The organism is Belnapia rosea, assembly GCF_900101615.1.
Taxonomy (GTDB): domain Bacteria; phylum Pseudomonadota; class Alphaproteobacteria; order Acetobacterales; family Acetobacteraceae; genus Belnapia; species Belnapia rosea.
Map to the genome: position 1 here is coordinate 1 of NZ_FMZX01000061.1, position 7,378 is coordinate 7,378.

Here is a 7,378-nt window from a genome sequence, read left to right on the forward strand (position 1 = left end):
CAGCATTCCGACCTGCGCTATGCGACAGCGCTGGCCTCGGGCATCCCAGCCTGCGACGTGGCGCTTGATCGCGGTTATATCTCAGCGCCGCTCCGCGCGGCCTTCGCCGCCGAGGGTTGCACCGTCCATACCCCACCCAAGCGGGGCATGGTTGATCCGCCCGCATGGGATCCCGTACTGTACGCCCGGCGCCACCGCGTCGAAAACCTGTTTTCCCGGCTCAAGGACTTTGCTCGCATCACCCTGCGACGCGACAAGACACGCCGCAGTTGGATGGGCTTCGCCCATCTTGCTGCCACCATGATCAACTTGCGCACCACTGAGTTCGGTCACAGACCCTAGGGCACCGTCCCCATGCCGCTTCGCTCGAAGCTTGGGCGCAGCACCTGCTGTCCACCCGGCCCGGTGACGACGGCCTCGCCCGGTCGGATTGCCTGCACCATATGGGCGCCGATCGTGTCGCCTTCGCGTAGGACCTGGGGCTTGTTCCGAACCGGGTCCAGGAAGAACGCCAGGCGCTCGCCTGGTCCAATCAATACCCCGGTCAATCGGGGCAATCCAGCGGCGACCGGCTGACTGTCGCTGGCCGTGGGCCTGCGGCGCGGGTCGAAAACCGGGCGTGCCAATGTGACGCTGGCCCAGCTCTCGGCGGTCGCCGAGCCGGTGTCGCGCCCGCTAGACGCCAGAACGACAGGGGTCTCGGCCGCAGACCCCGTGTCAGGCGCCCCTGGCTCTGCTTCGGCGTAACCATGCCACACGACGCCGGACAGGGCCGCGTTCAGCACCATCAGCGCCAGAGCAGCGCGCAACGTCATGGACGGGCCGCTCATGGCGCTACGCGCCCCTCGGCTGCGCCACGGAAGGCATACACGGTGAAGCTTGCGGTCATCAGCTGCTGGTCCCCACCAATCACCATCTGCGACGTCTGCAATTCCAGATCGTCGATGATGATCCGCGGCCGGGCCTGCGCCATCGCCTGCAGCAGTGGGATCAACACCGGCCAGGACACGTTGAGCGACAGTCTCAGCCCGATGCGCCGATACAGGCCCACCGCACTCGCCGGCAGCGTCTCGACGCTCGTCAGCGTGGCACCGGCTTGCAGCGCCATTTCCTGAACCAGCCCCTGCAGCGCGGCACCGGCGATGGCATCGGTCGCCCCTGCCAGCAAAGAGGAGGCGTTGCCGTTCACGTCGGTGGCCTGCACCGAAAGCCGTAACGCGGGCAGGGTGGCAGCCATCCGCTCGAGGCGTTGCGCCACCACGGTGCGATCCGCTACGGCGGTGGCCCGTTCCCCATGCCACGCCAATAGCGGCGAGGCCAGCGTCAGCCAGCCGACCAGCGCGACGCCGCCCAGCAGCATGAGCGCGAGCCATGGCCCGGCGCGTCCCGTGCTGTGCACGACCAGGCGTTTCCGCTCGCTCATCCTAACGCCCCAGCGTGGCCGCGATGGTGAACTGGTCCTGCCCGTCGCCAGCGGCGCGGGTCACCGGCGCCGCAAAGGAGGGGCTGCGGATGGTCTCGGACGCCGCGAGGAGCGCAATCAGCCTGGCGGCATTGCCGGATTGCCCGCGCAGCACCAGCTGACGCTGCTTCAGCGTCAGACCGAGCAGAAAGGTGTCGTCCGGCAGCGCATCGGTCACCGCGGCGAGGAGGCTGAGCGCATTGCCAAACTCGAGCTGGGTCGCGGTGATGATGTCGCCGCTCGCCGTTTCCTCCGTTAGCTGGCGCCGGAGGTCGCTGGCCTCGCGCGCCAGCGGCTGGGATGCCGCGATCCTGGCATCGAGCGCCGTCAGCAACGCCGCCTGCCGCAGGAACGGTGCCCCTACCGATGCCAGAGCGAGACCCACGCAGGCAAGAGCCGCGCCGCGCAACAGGGCGCGGTGCCAGGGCGGACAGCTGCGGGACTCCAGCGCGATCCGCCGGACCGTCCCGTCGGCGCCCGGCCCCTGCAGGGCGCTCACCGCAATGCCGGCCGCGGCGGTCATGGCCAGCACCTCCTCCACCGCCGCCCGCGGGATCAGCAGCAGTCGGAGATGCAGCAGCCCACGTCGGTGGTCGCGGCCGACCGCCTCGGACGACCAGATGAGATCCGCGGCGCGGAACGGGGTCAGCCGGTCCAGGTCGTATCGCAGCGCGGCCTCCGCATCGTGCTCCGCGGCCAGGGGCAATACGGTCTCCCTCTCCAGCAGCGTCCCTGGCGGCAGGCGGAGGATGACGGGTGCGTGGCCTGCGGCGCGCACGGCCTGTCGCAGCGCTTGGCGGCCCGCCGCATCCGGCAAGAACGGCCCGACCTGCCGGTCTGTGCGGCGATGCTGCCAGCTCACGGTCACAGCCGGTTCCGGCCGGTCGGCCGAATCAAGCCAGAGCACACGCTGTGGCCCCGCTTGGGCCGCGCCGTGCCATGGCCAGAGCTGAACCAGCTGCGATCCCCACCAGCGAAGCAGGTGCCTTAGCATTCGCCTCCTCCGGCTTCCGTTGCGATATCATAGCAATGCATTAAATAGCCGGCCCCGCCTCAGACATCAGCGTGATTCCCAAAAATTCGATCCCCGCTGCTGACTGGACCGCAGCCCCGACGGCGACCGGTGACGCCCCATCGCGTCATTGGTGCAGCGCATCCGGCCGGCCATTGGCCGCCAACCCGTATCACCCCGGCTTCTGTAGCATTTCGACATAGTTTCGAGTTTCAACCGAAAGTGAGGTGTTAGTTGCCGGAGAAGATTGCAGCATTGGCGCAACGACAATCTGGTTGGGACCGCCACCCTGTGGAGGCGGCTCAAAAATCACTCTGCCGTCGCCCCGTGGGACACGGATCCTCCCGGGGCGGCGGCCAGGCAGCACCGCGATCACGGCACACCCAATGGCTGCCGTATATTACATAGACGTTATGTTTCCCCGGCAACCCTCATGGACGCATAGGGCGCAGAACATGCCTGATTGGAAAGACAAGCTAGCCCTGGTCGCCCAACGCAATCGCCAGGAAATCGTCAACGCCAAGCTGAGCCGGCGCGAGATGATGCGGCTTGGCCTGCTGACCTCGACCGGGGCGCTGGTGGCGAAGAGCGGCCTCAGCTCGCGGGCCTTTGCGCAGGTGCCCCTGACGCCGCCGAGCCCGATCTCCACCCCCTGGATGCAGCCGATGCCGGTGCTTCCGATCAAGGCGCCGCTGAGCCCCAGCGCGCTCACGCACGGACACCCCGACGGTACCACCCTGATCGATGGCGCCGGACGGCGCATCAATCACCAGCTCTGCGCTTATGACAGCACGGGGACCTATAGCGGCAAATTCCCGCCCAAGAAGTTCTACGAGACATTCGTGCGTGAGGCGGATTGGAAATTCCATCCCTCCTGGGGCCCGAGCAAGATCTGGGGCTTCGACGGCATGTATCCCGGGCCGCGCTACAATGCCTACTACGGCGAGCCGATCATGGTCCGCTTTCACAACCGCCTGCCGTCGCGCGCGAAGCATGTCGGCTTCGGCCTTCCCGAGTTCAGCGTCCATCTGCACAACGCCCACACGCCATCGGAGAGCGACGGTAATCCCGTCGACTTCATCAACTCGGTCAATGATCCCAACGAGGTCAATCCGCTGGGCTTTAAGGACCAGCACTACCCCAATGTGTATGCCGGCTACACCAAGTTGAACGACCTGCGCGGCGATCCGAGCGAGGCGCTCAGCTCGCTATGGTATCACGACCACACCATCGATTTCACCGCGCAGAATGTCTACAAGGGCATGGTCGGCGTCTATACGCTGTTCGACGATAAGGACACCGGGGACGAGACCACGGGCTATCGCTTGCCCAGCGGCGAGTTTGATGTGCCGATCATGTTCGGCGACTTCGTCTTCGACCGAAACTACCAACCGGTCTTCGACCTGTTTAACTCGGACGGCATTCTCGGCGACAAATTCTGTGCCAACGGTGCCATCCAGCCCTATTTCAACGTCAAGCCGCGGCGCTACCGGTTCCGCCTGTACAACCACGGCCCGGCACGCTGGTATGACTTCGCACTGTACGATGGACAGAAATTCCTGCCATTTTGGCAGATCTCCAGCGACGGCAACCTGCTGCCCCAGGCCTTGATGAAGTCCAAGGTGGACGTCGCGGTCGCCGAGCGCGTCGACATCATCGTCGATTTCGGCAAGATCCAAAGTTCCCGGGTTTACTTGGTGAACCGCCTGGAGCAGCTCGACGGGCGCGGCCCGCGCGGCAACATCCTGACGCCGGGAACTCCGATCATCCAGTTCAACAAGGTTGGCCCGCCGGTGCGCGACAACAGCATCGATCCGATGGTGACGCCGTTGCGGATGCGTACGCTGCCGGATCCGGATTTCGCGGCGCTGCTCGCCCGGGCGGAACGGGCCAAGAAGCGCACCTTCCGCTTTGATCGGACCAACGGGGCCTGGGCCGTCAACGGTAAGCTATTCGACCCGAAGGAGGCCATCGCCCGGATCGACCAGGAAGCCGAGGAGGTCTGGACCATCGAGAATCAGGACGATGGTTGGAGCCACCCGGTGCACATGCATTTCGAGGAGCACCGCATCCTGTCGCGCAATGGCAAGCGAACCTCGGTCACCTCATCCGACTATGGCCGCAAGGACACCATCCCGCTCTACCGGCGAGAGGCGGTGGAGGTCTTCATGCGCTTCCGCGACATGAAGGGCCGCTACGTCATGCACTGCCACAACGTGATCCATGAGGATTCCGGCATGATGGTGCGCTGGGACATTGTCTGAGGACAGTGCGGGCCGCCGGGTGCGGCGGCTCGTCGAACCAATCGGAGAGCGGTGATGAACCGGAGAGCTTTCGTCAAGGCCGGCTTGGCCGCCGCGGCGGCGCCCCTCGCGCTGCCACTGACCGCCCAGACCGCGACTTTCACCAGCCGTGGTGCCAACTACTTTACGGATGCGGTCGTCACGACCCATGAGGGGCGCCAGGCGCGCTTTTATACCGATCTGCTGAAGAACCGGCGCGTCATCATCAACTTCGTCTTCGTTGGGTGCACCGATATCTGCGACTCGGTAACCCAGAATCTGGTCGCGGTGCAGGAGCTGCTGGGCGACCGGGTCGGCCGCGACATTTTCATGTACTCCATCTCCCTGCTGCCGGATTTCGACACGCCGGAGGTGCTCAAGGATTATGCCGAGCGCTTCGCGGTCAAGCCGGGCTGGTCCTTTCTCACCGGTCAGCCGGCCGAGATCGACCTCCTGCGCTGGCGCCTCGGCTTCGCTGACATCGACCCGGAGCGGGACGCCAATATCTTCGAGCACGCGGCCATGTTGCGGATTGGTGAGGAGCGGCTGGACCGTTGGGCCATGGCTGCGGCATTGCTGGCACCGGAAAGCCTGGTGGGCACCATCAACCGGGTCTTGCCGCCCCCCCGCGCCCTGTAAGCTCGAGGGGGACCGTTCTTGCGGTGGAACAGCGCGGGGGCGAGGCGTTGCGACGAGGCGTTGCGGTGAGCGGGGCGGAGTTCTGGTGGCGTGCCTGCGTGCTGGGCGGCGAGGCAACCCTGCTTGCGCCAGACCTGCCGGCGGAGCGCGACGAGGGTATCGGCGACGCTTGTTCGCTGAGGTGTGCCAAGCCGCCGCCGCGACGTGCAAGCTGGCCTGCCGGTACGGCGCGGGGCAAGCAGCGGCAGGACGGAGACCAGGCCGAGCAGGCAGGGTGTGGTTCGCCCGGCGAGACCAGACCGGCAAGGATCTCGAGAGCAGCGCCACGGCTATCGGCGACGAGCATGAGGGCTCGCCCCGGCTGTCAGCGGCGTGCCGGCAACACCAGCTGGCTCCCCGTCCGCATCTGGTGCCGCCGGCCAGGCGCGCGGCCGTCGCGCTCCGAGGCGGCGAGTGCGGTCAGGAAGCGGTGCCCAGACCCGACCAGCCCGGGAGATCGCGACCAGCACCCTCCGGCCGAGCCCAGCTATTGCAGTGACTCATTCGGAAGGTTCAGGCATCCGGGCGAGTTTGGCGAGGATGCGGTTGGCGGGCTTGGTCCAGACGAAGGGGCTCGAAGTGGCATTGTGCTCGCGGATGTAGCGGGCGATGGCCTGCTCGAGATCGGCGACGGATTGGAACACCCCTCGTCGCAGGCGTCTTCGGCTCAGCGCGGAAAAGAAGCCCTCGACGGCGTTGATCCAGGAGGCCGAGGTTGGCGTGAAGTGGAACACCCACCGAGGGTGCCGCTCCAGCCAGGCACGCACCCTGGGATGCTTGTGGGTGGCATAGTTGTCGGCGATGGCGTGGATCAGCTTGCCCGCGGGTACGGCGCGCTCGACCGCGTTGAGGAAGCGGACGAACTCCTGATGCCGGTGTTGGGACATGCAGCGACCCAGCACGGTGCCGTCCTGGACATTGAGCGCGGCGAATAGAGTCGTGACGCCGTTGCGCTTGTAGTCATGGGTCATGGTGCCGCATTTACCGGGCTTGAGCGGCAGGCCAGGCTGGGTGCGGTCGAGCGCCTGGATCTGCGACTTCTCGTCAATGGACAGCACCACGGTGTGCATCGGCGGGTCCATGTAGAGGCCGACAATGTCCTCGACCTTCTCAGCAAAGGCCGGATCATTGGAGCGCTTGAAGGTGCGCAGCCGGTGCGGCTGCAGCCGATGGGCATCCCAGATGCGCTGCACTGAGCGCAGGCTGATGCCACTGGCCTGCGCCATCGCCCGGCCAGTCCAATGGGTGGCCTGGCCCCGCGGCTCAGAGCAGGTGAGCGCCAGCACCTTCGCCACGGTCGCGGTCGGCACCGGCGCTCTGCCAGGTGGACGGGTCTTGTCGTGCAGCAGGCCATCCACACCGGCCAACGCGTAGCGTGCCTGCCAGCGCCACACCGCCGGTCGGCTTGCCACGGCCTAACGGGCTACCTCGGCAACCGGCAGCCGGTCGGCAGACAGCAAGATGATCCGGGCGCGCTGGACGTGCTTTTGCGGACGGTTCCGGTCAGCGGTAATCGCCACCAGCCGGGCACGATCACCAGCATCAACGATGACGCATACTTCCTGGGCCATTCGCCCAGCGTGGCACGCCTCAACAGGAGTGTGAATCGTCCGCCTGCGTCAGAACACTAGGGTCTGTGACCGGACTGTCTGACTAACCGATCTGGCTCCGATCTGGTCTCTGGCCGCGCCACCTTGGAAGGTCTTGAGGCTTTCAAGGAACGCGGCCATGACCAGGACAAGCCTGGACGACGCCCAATGGGTGTCGCTGATGCTGGTGATGCAGCAAATCCCCCTTGTCTGGAAGCGTGATGACGTGGCACTGCGCCGCTTCGTTGAGGCGGCGCTCTGGATTTGCCGAACCGGCGCGCCGTGGCGCGACCTGCCAGACGGGTTGGGTCTCTGGTCGAGCGTCTATCACCGCTGGCGGCGTTGGTGTCTGCGC

Annotated in this window: 7 protein-coding genes and 1 pseudogene; 4 read left to right on the top strand and 4 right to left on the bottom strand. The window is 66.1% G+C overall.

What is annotated here, in order from left to right:
* On the top strand, positions 1–342 hold a 342-nt coding region (locus BLR02_RS27500; RefSeq protein WP_143018364.1), incomplete at its 5' end, for a transposase.
* Here BLR02_RS27500 and BLR02_RS27505 read toward each other — a convergent pair.
* Genes BLR02_RS27505 through BLR02_RS27515 form a run of 3 tightly spaced genes read right to left on the bottom strand, consistent with a single transcriptional unit; the run spans position 339 to position 2,240 of the window.
* Positions 339–830, bottom strand: a complete 492-nt coding sequence (locus BLR02_RS27505; RefSeq protein WP_143018365.1) for a hypothetical protein — start codon at positions 828–830, stop codon at positions 339–341. The two genes, BLR02_RS27500 and BLR02_RS27505, sit on opposite strands and share 4 nt — an antisense overlap.
* A complete protein-coding gene (gene gspM, locus BLR02_RS27510; protein WP_090665415.1) occupies positions 827–1,423 on the bottom strand; it encodes a type II secretion system protein GspM in 597 nt (198 codons plus the stop codon). The genes BLR02_RS27505 and gspM overlap by 4 nt, the downstream gene beginning before the upstream one ends.
* Before the next feature lies 1 nt (position 1,424).
* Positions 1,425–2,240, bottom strand: a complete 816-nt coding sequence (locus BLR02_RS27515) for a PilN domain-containing protein (protein ID WP_143018366.1) — start codon at positions 2,238–2,240, stop codon at positions 1,425–1,427.
* A gap of 689 nt (positions 2,241–2,929) precedes the next feature.
* Between BLR02_RS27515 and BLR02_RS27520 the strand changes: the two genes are divergently transcribed.
* The gene (locus BLR02_RS27520) at positions 2,930–4,738 is read left to right on the top strand and encodes a multicopper oxidase family protein (RefSeq protein ID WP_176849875.1); all 1,809 of its coding nucleotides are present in this window, start codon (positions 2,930–2,932) and stop codon (positions 4,736–4,738) included.
* Positions 4,739–4,792: 54 nt separating this feature from the next.
* Positions 4,793–5,395, top strand: a complete 603-nt coding sequence (locus BLR02_RS27525; protein ID WP_090571308.1) for an SCO family protein — start codon at positions 4,793–4,795, stop codon at positions 5,393–5,395.
* A gap of 539 nt (positions 5,396–5,934) precedes the next feature.
* On the opposite strand, the pseudogene BLR02_RS27530 reads toward BLR02_RS27525, so the two are convergent.
* Positions 5,935–7,005, bottom strand: a pseudogene (locus BLR02_RS27530) (IS630 family transposase).
* 157 nt (positions 7,006–7,162) lie between these two features.
* Between BLR02_RS27530 and BLR02_RS27535 the strand changes: the two are divergent.
* A partial coding sequence (locus tag BLR02_RS27535; RefSeq protein ID WP_143018367.1) for a transposase occupies positions 7,163–7,378 on the top strand: 216 nt, incomplete at its 3' end.